At 66.6% G+C, this 18,312-nt stretch carries 17 protein-coding genes; 8 read left to right on the forward strand and 9 right to left on the reverse strand.

Going from position 1 to position 18,312, the window contains the following annotated elements:
- Nucleotides 1-308 precede the first annotated feature (308 nt).
- Together ACZ6SF_RS28535 and ACZ6SF_RS28540 are read right to left on the reverse strand one after the other, a co-directional pair.
- Nucleotides 309-437, reverse strand: a complete 129-nt coding sequence (locus ACZ6SF_RS28535; RefSeq protein WP_466066172.1) for a hypothetical protein — start codon at nt 435-437, stop codon at nt 309-311.
- Nucleotides 438-480: 43 nt separating this feature from the next.
- Nucleotides 481-1,650 (reverse strand): aromatic ring-hydroxylating oxygenase subunit alpha, encoded by a 1,170-nt coding sequence (locus ACZ6SF_RS28540; protein WP_466066174.1) that lies wholly within the window; start codon nt 1,648-1,650, stop codon nt 481-483.
- Nucleotides 1,651-1,767: 117 nt separating this feature from the next.
- Between ACZ6SF_RS28540 and ACZ6SF_RS28545 the strand changes: the two genes are divergently transcribed.
- A complete protein-coding gene (locus ACZ6SF_RS28545) occupies nt 1,768-2,373 on the forward strand; it encodes a TetR/AcrR family transcriptional regulator (protein WP_466066544.1) in 606 nt (201 codons plus the stop codon).
- A 223-nt stretch (nt 2,374-2,596) separates the two neighbouring features.
- Nucleotides 2,597-3,877 carry a cytochrome P450 gene (locus ACZ6SF_RS28550; RefSeq protein ID WP_466066176.1) on the forward strand — a complete coding sequence of 427 codons (1,281 nt, stop codon included), beginning with the start codon at nt 2,597-2,599 and terminating at the stop codon, nt 3,875-3,877.
- A gap of 114 nt (nt 3,878-3,991) precedes the next feature.
- On the opposite strand, the gene ACZ6SF_RS28555 is transcribed toward ACZ6SF_RS28550, so the two are convergent.
- Nucleotides 3,992-4,948: a DUF808 domain-containing protein gene (locus ACZ6SF_RS28555; RefSeq protein WP_466066178.1), complete on the reverse strand. Its 957-nt coding sequence runs from the start codon at nt 4,946-4,948 to the stop codon at nt 3,992-3,994.
- A 193-nt stretch (nt 4,949-5,141) separates the two neighbouring features.
- On the opposite strand from ACZ6SF_RS28555, the gene ACZ6SF_RS28560 reads away from it, so the two are divergent.
- On the forward strand, nt 5,142-5,858 hold the full coding sequence (locus ACZ6SF_RS28560; protein WP_466066180.1) for a histidine phosphatase family protein: 717 nt from the start codon (nt 5,142-5,144) through the stop codon (nt 5,856-5,858).
- A 166-nt stretch (nt 5,859-6,024) separates the two neighbouring features.
- Here ACZ6SF_RS28560 and ACZ6SF_RS28565 read toward each other — a convergent pair whose 3' ends face one another.
- Entirely contained in the window at nt 6,025-7,086 is a 1,062-nt protein-coding gene (locus ACZ6SF_RS28565; protein WP_466066182.1) for an AraC family transcriptional regulator, read from the reverse strand.
- A 165-nt stretch (nt 7,087-7,251) separates the two neighbouring features.
- On the opposite strand from ACZ6SF_RS28565, the gene ACZ6SF_RS28570 reads away from it, so the two are divergent.
- A complete protein-coding gene (locus ACZ6SF_RS28570) occupies nt 7,252-8,799 on the forward strand; it encodes a DHA2 family efflux MFS transporter permease subunit (protein WP_466066184.1) in 1,548 nt (515 codons plus the stop codon).
- A gap of 17 nt (nt 8,800-8,816) precedes the next feature.
- On the opposite strand, the gene ACZ6SF_RS28575 is transcribed toward ACZ6SF_RS28570, so the two are convergent.
- Nucleotides 8,817-9,437, reverse strand: a complete 621-nt coding sequence (locus ACZ6SF_RS28575; RefSeq protein WP_466066186.1) for a TetR/AcrR family transcriptional regulator — start codon at nt 9,435-9,437, stop codon at nt 8,817-8,819.
- Nucleotides 9,438-9,534: 97 nt separating this feature from the next.
- Between ACZ6SF_RS28575 and ACZ6SF_RS28580 the strand changes: the two genes are divergently transcribed.
- On the forward strand, nt 9,535-9,981 hold the full coding sequence (locus ACZ6SF_RS28580; RefSeq protein ID WP_466066188.1) for a nitroreductase/quinone reductase family protein: 447 nt from the start codon (nt 9,535-9,537) through the stop codon (nt 9,979-9,981).
- 250 nt (nt 9,982-10,231) lie between these two features.
- On the opposite strand, the gene ACZ6SF_RS28585 is transcribed toward ACZ6SF_RS28580, so the two are convergent.
- The gene (locus tag ACZ6SF_RS28585) at nt 10,232-11,125 is read right to left on the reverse strand and encodes an alpha/beta fold hydrolase (RefSeq protein WP_466066190.1); all 894 of its coding nucleotides are present in this window, start codon (nt 11,123-11,125) and stop codon (nt 10,232-10,234) included.
- A 369-nt stretch (nt 11,126-11,494) separates the two neighbouring features.
- On the opposite strand from ACZ6SF_RS28585, the gene ACZ6SF_RS28590 reads away from it, so the two are divergent.
- Nucleotides 11,495-11,869 (forward strand): YciI family protein, encoded by a 375-nt coding sequence (locus tag ACZ6SF_RS28590; protein WP_466066191.1) that lies wholly within the window; start codon nt 11,495-11,497, stop codon nt 11,867-11,869.
- Nucleotides 11,870-11,946: 77 nt separating this feature from the next.
- On the opposite strand, the gene ACZ6SF_RS28595 is transcribed toward ACZ6SF_RS28590, so the two are convergent.
- Nucleotides 11,947-14,727 carry an AAA family ATPase gene (locus ACZ6SF_RS28595; protein WP_466066192.1) on the reverse strand — a complete coding sequence of 927 codons (2,781 nt, stop codon included), beginning with the start codon at nt 14,725-14,727 and terminating at the stop codon, nt 11,947-11,949.
- A 93-nt stretch (nt 14,728-14,820) separates the two neighbouring features.
- Complete coding sequence (locus tag ACZ6SF_RS28600; RefSeq protein WP_466066194.1) at nt 14,821-15,702, reverse strand: NAD(P)-dependent oxidoreductase; 882 nt, start codon at nt 15,700-15,702, stop codon at nt 14,821-14,823.
- A gap of 82 nt (nt 15,703-15,784) precedes the next feature.
- On the opposite strand from ACZ6SF_RS28600, the gene ACZ6SF_RS28605 reads away from it, so the two are divergent.
- A complete protein-coding gene (locus ACZ6SF_RS28605; RefSeq protein ID WP_466066196.1) occupies nt 15,785-16,186 on the forward strand; it encodes an ArsR/SmtB family transcription factor in 402 nt (133 codons plus the stop codon).
- Between the two features lie 78 nt (nt 16,187-16,264).
- Nucleotides 16,265-16,741: an NUDIX hydrolase gene (locus tag ACZ6SF_RS28610; RefSeq protein ID WP_466066546.1), complete on the forward strand. Its 477-nt coding sequence runs from the start codon at nt 16,265-16,267 to the stop codon at nt 16,739-16,741.
- A gap of 82 nt (nt 16,742-16,823) precedes the next feature.
- Here ACZ6SF_RS28610 and ACZ6SF_RS28615 read toward each other — a convergent pair whose 3' ends face one another.
- Nucleotides 16,824-18,293 (reverse strand): diguanylate cyclase domain-containing protein, encoded by a 1,470-nt coding sequence (locus ACZ6SF_RS28615; protein WP_466066198.1) that lies wholly within the window; start codon nt 18,291-18,293, stop codon nt 16,824-16,826.
- Nucleotides 18,294-18,312: the final 19 nt, after the last annotated feature.

An 18,312-nucleotide genomic window follows, 5' to 3' on the forward strand; every position in this document is an offset into this window, starting at 1 on the left:
TCGTCCGGGTATTTCTTCGGTGCTGCCACGCGGGGCTCCTTCCCGGTCCTATCGGACCATGCTCAGAGCCCTCCAAGGAAGCGGGGGAACCTCACGTCATCTCGGTACGGCTCCAACCAACACCATGCCGTCGCGGCATGGTCAAACCCGCCGTCCGACCGGCATCGGTGTCGGTGCGGTCTCCCATGACGCCGACTCCCGTGAGTACATCAACCCGGATCCGGGACGGAAAAGGGCCCCGAGACGCCCGGTCCTGAGCATGCCGGTGCCAAGGCCACGGCCGACCCCGCATTCCGGGCGCCGATTCGTCAGGTGCCGCCCATGCGGCCGCCGGTGCGCCGGTGCAGCCATACTTGTGCTCTACCCGCGTATTTGAAGACCTTCGGGAGTAGCGGAGAGTCGAGCTGTCTCGGGCGGGCGGGCGGCGTACTGGTCACAGGTTCTCCTCCGGGGCGGGTGGCGGTGTCGGTGGTGGCCGGGTCAGCCCAGGGCGATGCCGAGTTCGGTGGCGAAAGTGGTGATCATGTGCTGAACGCCGATTTCGTTGCGGCCGATGATCATGTGGTCGTGCTGGCCGCGGCGTACGCCTTCTCCGCATTGGGGCAGCATGGCGAAGTCCTCGTCGCGGACCGCGGCGTGGACCTGGCTGTAGATATCGTCGTAGACGGCGCGTTGTTCGTCGGTGGTGGCGGGGACCTTGGCCATCCAGCTGTGGCGGACGGTGCAGCGGGTCGGTGCGCCGGCGGGCAGCATGTCCAGGATCTCGACGCCCACCGGGCTGTTGGCCAGGATGAGGTTCGGGTAGATCCAGTAGATGACGCCCATGTTCATGATCGGGTCCCAGGAGCCGGTGGGGTCGGCGTCCAGGGCGGTGATCCAGTTGAACGGGAATCCCATCCGGTGGTGGCGGCCGAAGGTGTCGTGGGTGGAGGTGTTGGCGACGGTGTTCTGGCCGATCACGCTCTGGCCGTGGACGAATGGGAAGTGGTAGCTCTCGGCGAAGGCTTCCAGCGCGCCTTTCCAGCTGACCTCGGAGACGAATTCGCGGTCGTCGTGGTAGCCGTAGGAGCCGTAGTCCAGTTGCGCCAGTTCCGGGCCCATCGTGCCGAGGTGGGCGTCGATATCGATCGCGGCGTCGGCGGTGAGGACCGCCCAGATGAAGCCGTGTCGTTCCTGGCTGGGTAGTTCCACCAGGCCGTAGTCGGCCCGGTTCATTCCGGTGAAGCCCTCTTTTCCGGGGATTCCGGCCAGTTCGCCGGTGTTGCGGTAGGTCCAGGCGTGGTAAGGGCAGGTGAAGCGGGTGGCGTTGCCCGATCCGCAGGCCGGTTGGGCGCCGCGGTGGCGGCAGTAGTTCAGCAGTACGTGTGCGATGCCGTCGCGGTCGCGGGTGATCAGCAGCGAGTCACCGAGCACGCTGCGCACCACGTAGTCGTTGATTTCGGGAATGCGAGCGCTGGGCACGATCGCCAGTGGGGTGCGCCGCAGGATCTGGGATTCCTCGACCTCGGTGATCTTCGGGTCGCGGTAGTAGTGCAGCGGCACCTTCAGCGGCACGTCGGCCATATCGGTGGTGTGGTCGAGCACCAGCCGTAACGCGCGGCGGGTCAGTTCTTCGGTCGATCCGGCGGAGGGTTCGGTCTGTATCGCCATGAAACCTGACCATACACATAGACCAATATGTATGGTCAGAATTTCGCGGAACAGCTCGCGGCTGTGGCCGGACCAGCGCGCTATGGTTCGCTGGGACGACCGCGAGAAAGGGCAGTGATGCGCACGCACGGCTGGTCGGGCACCGCTCCGGCCGACGACGACGAAGCCGTCGGCCGCATCCTGGCCGCTGCCCGCTCGGCGATCGAGCGAAGCGGTGGGGATTTCACCATGGCCGAGATCGCCCGCGACCTCGGTGTCACGCGCCAGACCGTGTACCGGTACTTCGCCAACGCCGATGCCCTGCTCGCCGCCACGGCCCTCGCGGAAACAGGACATTTCCTCGACGTTCTCGCCGGCCACCTGCGCCACATCACCGACCCCGCCCAGGCGGTGGTCGAGGGCATCGCCTACACCCTGGAGTCACTGTCCCGGGACCGCTACCTCGGGCTGTTGTTGACTCCTGGTCGCGCCGGGACCTTCTCGGCCACCGTCACCTCCGACACCGCGCTGTCCTTCGGTCGCGCGCTGCTCGAACGTATGGCAGTCGATTGGGGGCGGGCCGGTATCGACGGTGCGCGCCTCGACGAATTGGTGGAGCATATGCTCCGCATCGTCCAGTCCTTCGTCATCGACCCAGGCCGGCCGCCCCGTTCCGGCGCCGCGCTCCGCGACTACCTCACCACCTGGGTTGCCCCGGCACTCGCTGCGTGTGAATCGACGTAGCGGTCTCCGCTTGTACTGCGTTCATCGCGCCGACCGAGCTGCTGGGATCGTTGCCGGCCGGTCATTGTCTATTTGGGCGACGAACCCGACGACAGAGCGGTTCGAACGCTGCTGCAGAACACCGCGATGCTGGGAGGCCCGGGTTCGGTGTCCAGGTCGATTCCGAGACCCCGACGCCCAGTGGTGCCACCATGGGGAGAACACACCCGGTTCGGAGGCGGTCATGACACAGACAGGCAGCGCGGCGTCCACTCGGCCCCATCATGAGGTCGATATCTCCAGTTACGATTTCTGGGAGAAGGACTTCGACGGCCGGGAGGCGGCGTTCGCCCGGTTGCGCGCGGCCGAGGGGCTCACCTGGCATGCCCCGCCGGATTCGCTGATCTTCGCCGATCCCGATCCGGGTTTCTGGGCTGTTACCCGGTACCGGGATGTCGTGCAGGTCAGCCGGAACCCGGAGATCTTCTCCTCGGAAGACGGCACGACCCTGGGGTATATGCCGCCCGATGTCGAATACAGCACCAAATTCTTCATCGCCCTGGACGCGCCCCGGCACACCCGCTACCGGAAATTGATCAGCTCGGCGTTCACTCCGCGCCAGATCCAGCGGGTGGAAGAGCAGGTCCGCGCGAATGCCACGCGGATCGTCGACGATTTCGCCGCCGAGCTGCGGACCGGCCGGACCCTCGATTTCGTCGATGCGGTGTCCCGGAAACTGCCCATGCAGACCATTTCGCAGATGATCGGCATCCCGGAGGCCGACCGCGAGGCGGTCGCGTTCGCGACCGAAGCCCTGTTCGGGACCACCGACCTCGAGTACACGAGTCTCGAGGAGCGCGCGGAGTTCTTCTACCGGCAGATCGGCATCCTGCATTCCGCCGGCACCGACCTGGCCCGGCAGCGCCGCGCGGACCCGCGCAATGACCTGATGAGCGCGATGATCGACGCCGAGTTCGACGGGCATCGCCTCAGCGATGAGGATATCGGCGCGTTCATGGTGCTGATCTCCGCCGCCGGCAACGACACCACCAAGCAGACCACCTCCCATGCGTTCAAGGCGCTGGTGGAGAATCCGGGCCAAATCGAGTGGCTGCGTGCGGATCTCGACGGGCGGATGAACGCCGCGATCGAGGAATTCATCCGCTGGAGCAGCGTGGTGGTGCATTTCGCCCGCCGAGCGACCCGCGACACCGAAATCGCGGGAACCCCGATCGCGGCGGGTGAGAAGGTCGTGATGTTCTACAGTTCCGCCAACCGCGACGAGTCGGCGTTCGACAATCCGCACGCGTTCGATATCACCCGGGAACCCAATCACCACGCCGGATTCGGTGGCGGCGGCCCGCACCACTGCCTCGGCGCCTGGCTGGCCCGTATGGAATTGAAGCATCTGTTCCGGGAGCTGATCACCAAGGTTCCGCCGGTCGAACTCGGCAAACCCGAGTACGGGCACAGCGCGCTCATCCACGGCATCAAACGCATGACGGTCCGGCAGGCCACCCCTTGACCCGGTGATCTATCCGACGCCGTGCCTTCCGCCTCGCGACACTGCCTTTGTCGGTCGGCGCCAGGCGCGGTCGGGCTGCCTCGGGTGCGGACCGCGGGTGGGGGTCTGCGCGGGTCAGTGCGCGGCGGCTTCCTTCGGCTTCCGCTTCGGAACGAAGTGCATGATCAGCACGACGAGGGCGCCGACGACGAGCCCGACGAGTGCGGAGGCAACCGTCCCTCCGGTCCAGGACAGGACACTTCCGAACCCGCCGTGGACGAGTTCTCCGGCCCAGTGTTCGAGGTCGTGGAGACGGTCGGCGGGCCAGTGGAATCCGGCTTCGCCGACGTTGACGAGGAGGATATGGCCGCCGACCCACAGCATCGCGGCGATCCCGACGACGGTGAGAACGGACATCACCTTCGGCATCGCGGCGACGAGTCCGCGTCCGACCCGCTGACCGAACGGCGAGTCGCGCTCGGCGAGTGCGAGCCCGACGTCGTCCATTTTCACGATCACCGCGACGACTCCGTAGACCAGGGCGGTGATGAGGAACGCGACGACGATCAGCACCAGCAGCCGGGTGACGAACGGTTCGTCCTCGACCGACGAGAGGGCGATCACCATGATCTCGGCGGAGAGGATGAGGTCGGTGCGGATCGCGCCGCTCACCATCGTCTTCTCGTGTTCGGGTCCGCTCGATGCCGTGGGTGCCTCGCCGTCGTCGTGGTGACCGCCGGTGAGCGCCTCGTACACCTTCTCCGCACCCTCGTAGCAGAGGAACAGGCCGCCGGCGATGAGCAGGTACGGCAGCGCCTGCGGCAGGAACTGGCTCAATATCATCGCCACCGGCAGGATGATCAGGAGCTTGTTGCGGATCGACCCGATGGCGATCTTGCGGATGATCGGCAGTTCGCGCTTGGGGGAGAACCCGTGCACGTAGCGGGGGGTGACCGCGGTGTCGTCGACCACCACACCCGCGGCCTTGACACCCGCCTTGCCTGCCGCGGCACCGATGTCGTCGATGGACGCCGCGGCCACCTTCGCGATCGCCGCGACGTCGTCCAGCAGGGCGACGAGACCACCAGCCACGGGAACCTCCACTTCGATGTATCGAGCAGATCGAACAGTACGCGTACTGCGAGGGGTGGATCGCTTGTGGTCGGGTCCGAAGGTTCCCGTCCACCGGGAAACGGTCCCGGGGCCTCGCCGGGGCGATCTTAGTGTGATTCGAGCCACTGGAACGTTCCAGTTCGGCCCGACCCATATCCACGAGGAAGTCCCTATGAACCTGATGAAGTCTCGCCTGTTCGCGATGATCGCAGCGATCATCGCGGCGGTGGCGCTCATGGCAGCTGGAGCGGGTAGCGCGGCCGCGGCGCCGCACACCGGTGAAATGTTTCTCACCTTTGTCCGCCACGGCGAATCGGCCGGCAACAATTCCGGTCTGATCGACACGTCTGTCCCCGGACCCGGCCTGACCCAGAAGGGGTGGACGCAAGCCGCTGCGGTATCCCGGCTGCTGGCCGATTGCAAATTCGACGGCATCTACGCGTCGACGATGGTCCGGACCCAGCAGACCGCGGAGCCGACCTCGCGGCTGTGCGGTCGTCCCACGGTCGTCGAGGGGGGACTGCACGAGATCGAGGCCGGCATCTACGAGGGCACGCCGGAGCAGGACGCGCGTGAGGGCTACCTGGCCGCGCCGATCCAGTGGCTGCAGGGCAATCTGGATGCCCGGATCCCCGGCTCGATAAACGGCCACGAGTTCAAGAAGCGTATGGACGAGTCCATCCAGGATATCCAGGACCGCCGCAGCAAGCGTGCTGCGATTTTTTCCCATGGCGGTGCCATCATGTTCTGGACACTCATGTCCGTCTCCAATCCTGATATGAGCAAGCTGCAGTCCGATCCGCTGCACAACACCGGCCGGGTGGTCGTGAAGGGCAGCCCGAAGAAGGGCTGGAAGCTCGTCTCGTGGGACGGCCATCCTGCCGCCTGAAAAGTCCGCGCGGCACACGGGAGACCTGTCCCTTCCTACGGGCCCGGCCGTTCGTAGTCTCTGTGATCACCGCATCCAGTGGAACGTTCACGGTTCGGTCCGGAGGACCGGACGAGAGGGTCCCGGGTGCTACGCCCTGACACAGCTGCCGCCGTGTACCGAACGCTCACCGGCGGTAGGTACTCGGCGGGTGGCCCGTCCACCGGGTGAACGACCTGCTGAAGGCCGCGGGACCGGAGTAGCCGAGGCGGATCGCCGTCTCCTGCACAGTGAGTCCGAGGACACCGAGCATATCGATCGCGAGCGCGGAGCGGACTTCCTCGTTGAGGGCTCGGAAGCTGGTCCCCTCGCCGGCGAGCCTCCGGTGCAGAGTACGACGGTCCATGTTCAGCCGCGCCGCGATCTCCTCCGCCGTGAGCGTGGTGCCGATCTGCTGGAGCAGCATCGCGCGAATCCTGGTGGCGAGCCGACCGTGTTCTCTTCGCTGTTGTAGCAGGTCGAGGCAGTGCTTCTCACACAGCGCGGCGGTAGCCGGGTCGGGCATCGACATCGGTTCGGCGAGAAGATCGACCGGGAACGTCAGGACGGTGTTCGGCCGGTCGGCGGCGATCGGGAATCGCCGGACCGGGTTGTGTGAGACATCGGAGAGCATCTGAGCCATACCGTCGCTCATGGCGGTCGCGCTGTGGGCGGGCAATGCCAGCTCGAGGCGTGTGTCGTCGAGGCGGTCCGTCAGCCGGCGGCCGAGGCAGCGCAGCACGATGACACCGAAGATGATTACGATATCGCGTTCGAGCAGGAAGGCGCGGACGTCGGCGGGCAGAGTGTCGTGCCGGAATTCGATCCGTCCTGTCGCCCGGCCGAGCCCGGCGGTGATATCGACGAACCGGTTGCCGATCCGCAGTGTTTGCAGTGCGATCCGAAGGGCTTCGCCGGCGGTGGGACTGCTGATCATCGCGAAGCCCAGCAGGCCGAAGTTCGCCAATGAGAAGCGCTTCGCCACCTCGGTGCCGAGTCCTGGTCCGTCGCCGACGGTCTGCACCAGGTTACGTGCGACCGCCAGTTCTTGGATCGCTTCGACCTCCAGATCGTCGGCATCGAGATCGGCAGGTTGCAGGCCGGTCGAGGCGAGCAGCCGGAGTTCCGTGACGCCGTGATCGGTGCCGACCCGCACCATGTGACGGATTCCGATGATGTTTCGCCGGAAGTCCCACGATGGCCGCTCCACCGGCCCGAAACTATCACGGTTCTGTCCCGGATGAGCATTTCGGTCGCACCCCGACGGTTCATACAGTGGCGTGGCACGGGCCGGAAGCCGCGCGGGTGCGCAGGTGGGGCGGGGTTGCCGGTGGTGACCCGGCGCCGTCCGGCAGGGACGAGAAGGGCACTGCAGGTGAATTCTCCAGCGATTCGATGGCTCGGTATGGCGGCATTGTGTTTCGCCGAACTGCTGGTCTTCGTGGACAACACCATTGTGAATGTCGCATTGCCGACGATTGCCACCGATTTGGGCGCGGACACGTCCGGATTACAGATGGTTGTGGATATCTACACGCTGGTTTTCGCCGGACTGCTCCTCACCGGCGGCTATCTGGGCGACCGCTTCGGGCGCAAGACGATACTCATCATCGGAATTATGGGTTTCGCGGCGCTGTCGGCACTCGCGGCGATATCGAACGACCTCGGACAGCTGATCGCCGCACGGGCCGGCCTCGGCCTGTTCGCCGCTCTGGTGTTCCCGGCCACCTTGGCGATCGTGGTGATCCTGTTCGACGACCTGCGGGAACGGGCGATCGCGGTCGCGTTCTGGGCCGCGGTGGCCGGAGTCGCCGCCGCGATCGGCCCGGTAATCGGCGGCTGGCTGCTCGACCACTACTCGTGGGGGTCGATCTTCTGGATCAACGTGCCCGCCGGCGCCGTCGCTCTCATCGGCGTGGCGGTTCTGGTCCCGCAGAGTCGGAATCCGCAGGTCGGCCCGTTCGATTTCGGTGGCATGGTGCTGTCGATGATCGGTATCTCGGTGTTCGTCTACAGCGTGATCGAGGCGCCGAACCACGGTTGGCTCTCGCCTCGTACTATCACCGGGCTGGTGATCGGTTCAGTGGTGATCGGCGCATACGTGGTGTGGGAGAACCGGTTCTCCTCGCCGTTGTTCGATGTACGACTGTTCCGCGACCGTCATTTCGCCACGGCGGCAATGATGCTGACTTTCGGCATGTTCGCCCTGATGGGGTTTGTATTCCTCATGACGCAATATTTTCAGGGCGTCAAAGAATATCTGCCGTTCGAAACAGGTATCCGCACCCTGCCGTTCGCGATCGCGATGGCGGTATTCGCCGGGCCGAGTATGTGGCTGGGTTCGAAGATCGGAGCCGGCCGGGCGGCCGCGATCGGGTCGCTGGTGATGGCCGCGGCCTTCTGGCTGACCATCCGTTACGACATGGACACGTCGTACTGGGGCGTCATCGTTCCGGTAATGGTGACACTGGCGCTCGGGGTGGCGCTCGTCTCGGGTCCCGCAACCTTCGCCGTGCTCAACGAGTTGTCGACCGGGCAGGTCGGTGCGGGGTCGGCAGTCAACGATACGAGTCGCGAACTCGGAGGAACACTGGGTGTCGCGGTACTCGGTTCGGTGCTTGCCTCCGTGTACTCGGGCAAGGTGGCCGAGGGCCTGGACGCCGTGCGACCGCCCGAGGCGGCGCGGGCCGCCGCGACGAATTCGATGTTGTCCGGTGTCCATGCGGCGCGGACGATTCCCGGCCCCACCGGTATCCAGCTCATCGATCTGGTGAAGTCCGCCTTTCTGGACGGCTTCCACACGGCCTCCCTGGTGGCCGGCGGTGTCGCGGCAGTTGCCGCGACCGCGGGGTGGCTTCTTCTCCCGACCCGCTCACGCACGGCCGACGACGGGAACGCGGACCACATGTCAGAGGTTCGGTAGTGGACGCGTAGGACCGATCACTCCGGTAGGAGAGTGTCGACCAGGTCGCGGGCGAACTCGTCGGCCGGTTGGTCGGCGAGGTGTTCGCCCTCGAACTCGATCAGGAAGGCGCGCTGAAAGCAGGCGCCGAGCAGCAGCGCGGCGAGCATCCGGGGTTGTGCTCGCTCGGCGAGCCTGCCCAGCCGCTGCTCGGCGCCCAGGTACTCCGCGAGTGCGGCGAGCGCGAGGTGCGGACCCAGGCCCGAGGCGCTCAGCATCTGCTGATGGCGGGCCAGGAGGACCGGCTGCGCGAACGCCGCACCCAGCATCGGCGCGAGGTCACGGTAGAACGGCACCGCGTCGGTGGCGACCTCGCGGAGCAGGGCCCGCACTGTGCTCGTTCCGGCGCGGCCGGTGAGGCCGGCGAGCCGGCCGACGAACTCGCTGGGCAGCCGTTCCCGCATGACGGTGAGGAACAGGTCCTCCTTGTCCTGGAAGTGTTTGTACAACGTGGCCTCGGAAAATCCCGCGGCGCGGGCGATCTCCTTGGTGGTCGCGTTGGCCAGTCCGCGGTCACTCATCACCGCGGAGGCGGCATCCAGGATCCGGATCCGGGTCAACTGTGCCCGGGGCGACGCTCCTGCCATCTCAGCGCCCATCCGGGTCCGCCTCCTCAATGATCATGCTTGACAGAGTAGCAAGTGCTCACTCACTATTTGGTGAGTAAGCACTTACTCTCTATGGAGGTGGCGGTTCATGTCGAACCGGCAACGCAAGCGGCGCTTGGTCAATGCCGTGAATTTCGTGATCATCGGGTTGCAGCGAATCGGTATCGTGTTCGGGCCCATGCAATTGCTGACCGTCGCCGGAAGGCGGACCGGCCGAATGCGTACGTTCGCGATCGCGGTGGTGGCAGTGGCGGGTCAGCGCTATATCGTGCAGGCCTTCCCGAAGGCCGCGTGGGTGGCCAATGCCCGTGCGGCCGATCGGGTGACTCTGACGCGCGGCCGTCGCTCGATACCCGCGCGGCTGGTGGAACTGCCGGTCGAGGCCCGCCGTCCGGTGCTGCACCGGCTGGTCGAGGAGAGCCCTGCCAGCGTCGGCAAACGGTACGCCGACAATGGCCTGTCGCCGAGCGCGGCGCCGCATGATGTGGCCGCCAGCGCCGAGCGTATCGCCGTATTCCGGGTCGAGGCGGTCTGAACCCGTCTCGGAACGGCGGCTCTCTCGGTCCGCGGTGGCGATCGCGGCCTCCAGCAGACCGGAGCTGGACGCGGCACCCGACCGCAAGGCGGCGGCCGCCTCGAGAAGGGTGAAAGGTCTCTCGCGCACAGCAACTCCCGAATCGCCGGAATCAAGTCGGGGTTACTTTGGGTTCTCAACCCGGGTTGAGTGCAAATGGTCAGGTGAACACTGCTACGGAACCTGTCGGCGGCCGGGGCCGGGGTGGCCGTCAGCGTGAGCTTTCGGCGCGGAGCGGGGTCGCGCCGATGAACCGGTCGATCAGCACGGCGGTGTGAGCGGGTTGGTCCTCGGCAACCCAGGTCAGCGAGTTCCGGATCGATTCGAGGCGGGCGTTCGGAAAGTCTGTGGCGAGCCGTTCCGCATGCTCGAACGGGAAGAATCGGTCCTCTTCGGCCCATGCGACGAGAACCGGGAGTCCGGCCGACCCGAAACGGGCGGCAGCATCGATGGTGTACTTGTTGTCCACCGCGCGCAGGAATTCGAGACTGTCTCGAAGGACCCCGCGATCATGGGTAATTCCGTGCAGGTAGTGATCGATCAACTCGCCACTGATCGGGTTGTGCGTCAGTTCACCGAATCCGAGCCGCGAGCGCGCATACATGTGCCGAATCGTTGTGCGCCGCAGGACTCGACCTGTGAATGCGGCCGCACCCGGTATGCGCGCCATCGAGCACATATAGCGGAAAAGCGGTGGAGGGAAGTTCTCATAGGCATCGCACGGTGTCAGAACCAGCCTGGCGATTCGTTCGGGCCGGTAGGCCACGACGAGCTGGGAGAGCATTCCGCCGCCATCATTGCCGATCAGAGTCACCCCTCCGAGATCGAGCGTCTCGATGACATCCGCGATCGTGTGGGCGATACCCAGTGGGGTCAGATCCGCATCGGGAGCCATCGGAATCCGGTGCCCTCCGAAAGGCCAGTCGACTGTGATGCACCGGTACGACCCGGACAAGTGTGGAACGACTTTCCGCCATGCCGCCGCGTTGGCGAACAGGCCGTGAACGAATACCACAGGCTCGCCCTGCCCGCGTTCGAAGATTCGAATGGTGCCCTGCGGCAAGCGCACGATCCGAGAGTTTCCGAGTTCGGCGACAACATTCATCACGGGTCCCTTTCGGTCGGTGCAGGAGCACGCATCGCAAATTTCGGTCCCGACGATCGAGAGGCCCGATGAGAGGGCCGCACCTGTGGCCGGCCCGTTGCGCCTGCTGCTGTGGCAAGCATGGCGGGCACAGGTGAGTAGCCGCTTCCAGAAACGTGCTGTCGATCAGCGACACTGCCTTGCGACCCGCCGGCATTCGTTCGGGGCGCCTATGTGGTGGGACTCCGGTCAGCGCGTCAGCACAATGACCGGCAATATCACCGATATCGACTCATCCGCCGGTCGGGCAGACTGAGACATCGCCGGCGGCGAAGCGAGGATATCGCGCCTCCGTACGACATGATCGATCCGCTACGAAGGAGAATCACAGTGCCGCAGTATTTCCTGACCCTGCCGCATGACAGTGCCGAGGAACCGACCATGGACTCGATACAGGACATGGACCCCGCCGAACTGGAAGCGATGATGGCAGCTGTCGAGAAATTCAACAGCGACCTCGTCGCCGCCGAGGCGCTGGTCGCCGCCGGCGGGCTGCACCCGCCGTCGACCGCGATCACCGTCGATGCCACCGGGGACCTCCCGTCGCACACCCGGGCGCCCTTCGTCGAGGCCGCCGAGTACGTCGGTGGCTTCTGGATCATCGACGCCGACAACGAATCCGCCGCCCTCGTCTGGGCCGAACAGGCGTCGGCCGCACTGGGATCACGTATCGAAGTCCGCGCACTCCAAGAAGCACCCGAGTAGGGATGTGACAGCGGTCCCGCAGTGCAGGCGCACCGCGGGACTCGCCGAACCGAGAAAGCGACCGATGCCGCGGGCACTCAGCGCTGGTCGGTGGCTCGGTTCCCGCCCCCGTGGCCCTGATCGGTGAGCAGGATCCGGGTGAGTTCGGCACGGGAGTTGACCCCGGCCTTCTGATACATCTTTCGTAAGTGGTAGTCGATCGTCCGGGTACTGAGGAACATCTGTGCCGCGATGTCCCGGTTCGTGTAACCGTCGGCGACGGCTTCGGCGATCCGTGCTTCCTGCGGTGTGAGTTTCACGGCACCGGTGGCAGCGCGAGGTTGTATGCGCACTCCCGTGGCGCGCAGTTCGTCGCGGGCTCGGTCTGCCCAGAGACCGGCGCCGAGCGTCTGGAAGGTTTCCAGGGCGGCGTTCAGCGGTGCACGGGCCTCGAACTTCCGCCGGTCGCGGCGCAGATGCCGGCCGAAGAGCAGTTGGGTTCGGGCCGTTTCGAACGGCTGGTCCGTGTGTTCGTGGAGTTCCAGTGCGCGGCGGAAATCGGCTGCCGCGCATCCGGGCGGGGCGAGCAGTGCGCGGCATCTGGCGGCCGATGCGTTCAGCTCCGGGGTGTCCGCTACCTGCGCCCATCGAGTGAACAGTGCCAGTGGCTCGGCGGCCAGGCCGGCGCGACCCGACTGTACCGCCGCCTCGACCAGGTCGGGCACGTTCACCACGGTGACGCTCAGGTAGGAGCCGCCGACCGGCGGCCGCAAGTGCAGCAGAGCCTGTTCGGGCCTGCCGGCCGAGAGTTCGAGCAGGCCGAGCGCGCGCTGGACCAGGACGACGATGCTGATCATGCCCTGGGCGAGCGCGTCGGTCATGACGTGCTCGGCGAGTGTTCGGACCGGCTCGTCGTCGCCGCGCAGCGCCGCCAGCATGACCTGGGCGCCGCGGAACGCGATGTTCGCGTTCCGCTGGCCGGTTTCCTCCGTCAGCCGGCGGCCTTCCTCCGCGAATGCCTCCGCGGAACGGAAACGCCCGCTTGCCGAGTCGTCGAAGACCACCCGCCACAACGCCCAGGACAGGGACACCGGCGTCCCGAGGCGCCGTGCGTGCCGCATCGCGCCCCTGCTCAGATGCCGCCCGCGTTTCCGGTCACCGAGTTCCCAGATCATCCCGGCGGCCCAGGTGGCCGGACCCGGATCTGTCAGGTGCTCTGCCGCCTCCAGATCACCGGGCTCCAAACCGGGTTCCTTCCCCTGCAGAGTTCGGCAGGTGCCGCGCAGGAGCCGGCCGAGCAGCTCCCATACGCCGGTTCCGGTAAGGGCGAGCTGCTCGACCACGCTCGACAACTCTGCCCACGCATCCGCCGCGTTGGCGGCGAAACCGGCTTCCCAGAATCGCATCAGCAGCGGAATCGACTGGTGCGGGCCCGCCTCCAGCGCACTGGGAAGGAGCGGGCGCAGCATCGCCAAGGCGTCGGCGGGGCGACCGATGTGCAGTTCCAGCGACGCCCGCAGCACGGTCGTCCGGAAGCGGAGCGGACCGAATGAACTGTCCGGTTCGATACCCTCCAGCATCGTCTTGGCCCGGTCGAAATCCCCGCCGTGCCACCATGCTTCCGCGGATTCGAGCCTGCGCCGGGCCCGAGGCAACCCGGGCGCACCCACTTCCATTGCCCGGGCGAGCAGAGCCGCGGTGGTGGCCGGACTCGATCGGGCGGCGCGGCGCGCCGCGTGCTCGAGCTTCTGCGCGACATCCTCGTCACGACCGTGGGCCGCCTGTCCCAGATGCCACGCACGAAGTTCGTCCTCGTCGTCCACGGCGGCTGCCAGCGCCCGATGAGCGTTTCGCCGGTCGGTCACCGTGGCTCCGTGGTAGACAGCGGAGCGAATCAGTGGGTGCCGGAAGACCACCGCCGGTCCCTCCACGGTGACGAGGTCGTCGAGGTCGCCGAGCTCGTCGAGGGCGGATTCGAGGCCGGCGTCGAATGCGGACGCTGCCCGGCGCAATACGTCCCACCCGAGGTGGCCGTCCGCGGCGATCAGCAACATCAGCCGCTGGAGTGGTTCGCTGTGACGGCGAACCCGACGCAGGAACGCTCGCTGTAACTCCTCGACGAGCGGCAGGGGCCGCGGCGGCACACGCGCGCCGACAACCGTGGCCGGGAGTTCGCGGATCGCGAGCGGATTGCCCGCGGTGGCGTCCAATACGACGTCGCGCTGCGACGGTGTCAAACGCGTACCGACCTGTTCGAGCAGCTGACGCGCCGACGATCGGTCCAGGCCGGTCAACGGCAGGTCCACGGCGCCCGGCAGCTCGATGCGGTGCCCTTCGTGGGCGCGTGCTGCCAGCACCAGCGCGATCGGCTCGGTGTCCAGCCGCCGTGCCACGAACTCGAGGACAGTGATCGACGCGTCGGCGGCCCAGTGCGCGTCGTCCACGATACAGAGCAGTGGGTTGTGCTCGGCCAGCTCCGACAGCAGCGACAGCGCCGCCAAGCCGACGAGGAATCGATCCGGGGTATGTCCATCGGCCAGCCCGAACACCACCCGGAGTGCGGCGGCCTGGGGTCCGGGCAGCCGATCGAGCAGCTCGAGCGCGGGTTTCAGCAGGTGGTGCAGCGTCGCGTAGCCGAGGTCGGATTCCCATTCGACGCACGTCACATGTAATACGCGCATATCCGCGGCAGCGCGGGCGGCATCGTCCAGAAGCGCGCTCTTACCGATTCCCGGTTCCCCGTGGACCACGGCGAATCCACCGTTGCCCGCTTGTGCCCGCTCCATCAGGGCCGCCAGCGCCTCGCGTTCCCGCTGTCTGCCGTAGAGGGTCGCCACCGTAGTGTCCTGCCCCGGTGGTGAGTGACGCGGGATCGTCATCGGGTGTGGGTCTCATCATTCTTCGAAAGTCCGAACACGCCGTATCGATGTGCGCGGTCCGCCTGCGCCATCGTAGCGAGGTCGGTGTGAGCCTCAGCGTCCCCCGGCGAGTACCGGGACGAGTCGGGCGAGCCCGTCGGCGCCGTGGCCCGCCGCCAGCGCGCTCTGGAAGACCTGCCCCGTCGCGTCGAGTACGCCGGTATCGATGCCGTGGCGCGCGATCACCTCGCGGAGTGTGGTGAACGCGGTGTAGGCCGAGGATATGGATGTGTCGTCGCCGGGATAGTGCCCGGCTTCGACCTGCGCGGCGGTTTGTGCCGCCAGATCCGGCAGCAGCGAGACCACCGCGGGTGTGAACGGGACGAGTTCGCTGCCCGGTATCCCTTCGGCCTCGGCGAGTGCGATGCCCAGGGCCACCCCGAAATAGGAGAGCCAGAACACCGACACCAGTGAGGCGTCGAACGCGGCCGCGCGCCCATGGTCCGCGCCCAGGTAGGTCCCGTTTTCGGCGAGGGTGCTCAAAGCGGGTTCCGCTGCGCGGTAACCGCTTTCGGAACCCGAGTACAGCAGCAGCGCGTCCGGGGTGCCGATGCCCTGCGGCACCGCCATGACGGCACCGTCCACATACTCGGCGCCGTGGCGGCCGGCCCACTCGGCGCGCCTTCTCGACTGCTCGGGAGTCGAGGAGGTGAGGTTCACCAGCACCCGTCCGCGCAACCGCGGACCCGCGTCGCGCAAGGCCGCGCCCACCGCGTCGTCGTCGAGCAGCGAGACGATGACCACGGGAGCGTGGGTGACGGCCGCGGCCGCCGACGGCGCCCGGACGGCGCCGAGTTCGACCAGCGCATCGGCCTTCGCCCCGGTGCGGTTCCACACAGCCGTCGGATGTCCGGCCGTCAGCAAGGTATTCGCGATCGCCGAACCCATCAGTCCCAGCCCCAGCACCGTGACGGGGGTTTCTGCTTCGCCGGACATGCCGCCTCCTGATTGTTTGAAGAGTTTCGAACAATCATTGTTGTATGATTATCAAACTGTCAAGAGCTGGAGGGAGGCGTTGGTGCCCGCCGAGTTGTCGCACCCGGATACCGCCGGCCTCGAATTGGCATCGGTCATGCACGCGCTGTCCGACCCGATCCGGCTACAACTGGTGGCCTGTCTGGCCGCCGACGAGGGCGAGAACTGTGGCGAACTCGGCCGGCACATCGAGTTGCACAAATCCACGCTCTCGCATCACTACCGGGTCCTGCGCGAAGCGGGTATCACCCGGACGACGGTCACCGGACGCACCAGGGTGGTGCGCCTGCGCTACGCGGATCTGCAGGCGCGGTTCCCGGGTCTGCTCGATGTGGTGTTCCGCGCCCTGGTCGATCTCGTCGAGGACGACGAGAAGTGGACCGGTTCGTCCGAGGACCGCGCGAAACTGCTCGCGGCGCTGAAACGGCCCGCGGCGGCGCGCTGATCGGTGTGCTGCCGATCGGCTCGAACCGAGCCGGTTTCCGGCCCGGCGGTCCCTGTCGCCGGGATACATTCCGGCAGACTGCATGCCAAGAAATACAGCGCCGGAGTACTGCTGTTTCGCCGTGAACCCGAAGTGCGTGTGCTGCTGGGACATATGGGCGGGCCCCTGTGGGCGCGTAAGGATTCGGGGGCCTGGTCGATTCCCAAGGGCGAGTACGAGCCGGAGACCGAGGACGCCCGCGCCGCCGCGGCCCGCGAATTCCACGAGGAGCTGGGACTGCCGGTCCCCGGCCAGGAGTGGATCGCGCTGGGTGACGTGCAGTACGGCAGCGGGCAGCGCAAGAAGCAGCTGACGGTGTGGGCGGTCGAGGGCGAGCTCGATCCGGCCCGGGTGGTGCCGGGAACATTCGAGATGGAATGGCCGCCGCGGTCGGACGAGTACCGCGCTTTCCCCGAGATCGATCGAGTCGAATGGTTCGATCCGACCACCGCGCACGACAAGCTGGTCACCGGCCAGCGGCCCTTGCTGACCCGGCTCGTCGAGCGGCTTCGCTGACAACCGCCGCACGGTCCCGCCGTGCACAACCCGATCACCTACACCGCCCACCGTCGACAGCACGCGACCGTTGCCGTCCTATCTATTTCGGTTTCGGAGTCCGGGTATCGAACCTGCCGTCGCGCAGCCGAACGGCGCGGGCTCTGGCGAACACTGTTTCGCTCGCGAAAAAGCTTCGCTGGAGGCTTTCGTGCTGACCGGTCATCTCGAACGACGCCTCCGGTCTCGGCGCATCGGAGTCGTCGCTCTCGGTAGTCGAGCCGTTCACACAGCTGGCGAAGAGTGTTTCGGCGGGAACGCCGATGGTATGAACGCGATCACTCGGCACGGTGTGGAGGGTGGCGCCCGACGTCGCGCGATTGTTCTTCGCGTAGTACAGACCGGCATCGGCGGCCGCCAGCAGGGACTCCGCGCCGGTCCGGGCGATGCGGTTGGTGATGGCGCCGATGCCCGCGGTGATCCGGATGCTGCGGCCTTCGATGACCACGGGTTCCCGGAACGCCGCGGCCAGCCGGCGAGAAATATCGGTGACCCGGTCGGTGGTGGTGGGTGGGGTGATCAGGACAACGAACTCGTCGCCTCCCAGGCGTGCGACGAGGTGGTCGCCGGTGAATGGATCCGCGGCGCGCAGGCGTGCGGCGACCGTGGTCAGGACCTTATCGCCCGCGTTGTGACCGAACCGGTCGTTGATCTGCTTGAAATGGTCGAGATCGACGAAGCAGAGACCGACGAGCTCGCCTTCGTCGGCGTTACTGCAGCAGTGGTTGATCGCTTCCATCAGATGTCGTCGGTTGGGGAGACCGGTCAGGGGATCGTGCCGGGCCTGATGGTGCAGCTCGAGTTGATGCTGGTACTGGTCGGTGACGTCCGCGCCGATCGCGATCAGGTAGTCGGGTTCGCCGGTGGCGGCGCCCTTGGCGAACGTGATGCCGAGGTTCATCCAGCCGATCGTCCCGTCGGCGCGAACGAGCCGCTGTTTGAGCGAGACCGTTCCCTTGCCGGTGGGTATGAGCTTCTCGTAGAGCAGGGTGCGGATATTGTCGTGGTCGTCCGGGTGGGCGAAGTCGTAGACCGAGATTCCTGCCAGCGATTCGGCGGGGACGCCGATCATATCCGCGAGGCTCCTGTTGGCGTCGAGGATATGACCGTCGGTGTCGCCGATGGCCATGGCCGCCGCCGAGTTGTCGAAGAGAATTCTCAGACGGGCCGCGCGGTCGTCGCTTCGTGAACTGTGGATGCTTTCCGCGTGACCCTGCCCGAGGGCCGCGGTGTAGGCCGCCACCTGGGCGGGTGACGGAGTGCCGTGGAATTCGGCCAGGGACCACACCACGGGCGCGGTGACGATCGGCACCCGAGGGTGTACGAATCCGTGCTCGGCGAGGGCGGAGCCGAGTCCGGAGCCCGCTGCCGGGTCGAAAGGGACAGTGCGGAGATCTTCGACCACCCGGTTCACGAGATCGACCGCTATCCGCTCCGGCGGTGGCACGTCTGCCGTGGCCGATAGCGCCGCATGCCAGTGTTGGGCGAAATCCGTGCGGTCGTCGCTCGACACGTATCGAAACCTCCGTCAG

The sequence above is a fragment of the Nocardia sp. NPDC049935 genome (assembly GCF_055586645.1).

Excerpts from the sequence above, each read along its gene's own strand:
- ACZ6SF_RS28545 (WP_466066544.1), top strand. The coding sequence starts at position 1,768 with ATGCGCACGCACGGCTGGTCGGGCACCGCTCCGGCCGACGACGACGAA.
- ACZ6SF_RS28540 (WP_466066174.1), bottom strand. The coding sequence starts at position 1,650 with ATGGCGATACAGACCGAACCCTCCGCCGGATCGACCGAAGAACTGACC.
- ACZ6SF_RS28560 (WP_466066180.1), top strand. The coding sequence starts at position 5,142 with ATGAACCTGATGAAGTCTCGCCTGTTCGCGATGATCGCAGCGATCATC.
- ACZ6SF_RS28580 (WP_466066188.1), top strand. The coding sequence starts at position 9,535 with ATGTCGAACCGGCAACGCAAGCGGCGCTTGGTCAATGCCGTGAATTTC.
- ACZ6SF_RS28550 (WP_466066176.1), top strand. The coding sequence starts at position 2,597 with ATGACACAGACAGGCAGCGCGGCGTCCACTCGGCCCCATCATGAGGTC.
- ACZ6SF_RS28575 (WP_466066186.1), bottom strand. The coding sequence starts at position 9,437 with ATGGGCGCTGAGATGGCAGGAGCGTCGCCCCGGGCACAGTTGACCCGG.
- ACZ6SF_RS28600 (WP_466066194.1), bottom strand. The coding sequence starts at position 15,702 with ATGTCCGGCGAAGCAGAAACCCCCGTCACGGTGCTGGGGCTGGGACTG.
- ACZ6SF_RS28585 (WP_466066190.1), bottom strand. The coding sequence starts at position 11,125 with ATGAATGTTGTCGCCGAACTCGGAAACTCTCGGATCGTGCGCTTGCCG.
- ACZ6SF_RS28595 (WP_466066192.1), bottom strand. The coding sequence starts at position 14,727 with ATGACGATCCCGCGTCACTCACCACCGGGGCAGGACACTACGGTGGCG.